This is a genomic window from Pedococcus sp. P1_H8 (assembly GCF_056405175.1).
Map to the genome: position 1 here is coordinate 1 of NZ_JBFUCP010000155.1, position 501 is coordinate 501.

Sequence of the window (501 nt, forward strand, 5' to 3'; positions counted from 1 at the left end):
CGCACAGGGAGGTCAGCAGTGGCTCGCCGCGGCGACGGCATTCCGCCCCGACCCGGCCGAGGGTCTCGCCGATCCAGTTCTGCATCAGGCTCTTCGTGCGAACCCCCGTGTCGGCCTGGATCCGGGCGGCGAGGTCCCCGTAGGTGACGGTGCCGAGGTAGCTGCCGGCCACCTCGACCAGGACCGTCCGGGCGTGCTCCGCCCAGACCTCTTGGTTGTCGCGCATGCAGTACCCCCGTCTACTGCGACCGACGCGTCCGGCCGTCTGTCCGGTTCATCCGTATCGGCGGTCGGAGTGTTACCGCGGGCCCGGTTCGGTGCGGGCCGAACGGGCCGGGCGACGCGCGGTGCGGCGTCACCGGTGCCGAACGGCCCGCTGTCGCTTACCGTAGGCAGGTGACCATTCCTGTGCAGGGCGCCGCGTCGGCCCCGGGTTCCGCTTCGGCCTGGCCCGCGGTTCTCACCTGGCGTGCACACTCGGCGCCGCGGATGGAATCGGTC

1 pseudogene is annotated in these 501 nt (G+C 72.1%); it reads right to left on the reverse strand.

Annotated elements, in window-relative coordinates:
* A pseudogene (locus tag AC1DYG_RS19360) lies at positions 1-226 on the reverse strand (hypothetical protein); the annotation flags it as partial.
* Positions 227-501 lie beyond the last annotated feature (275 nt).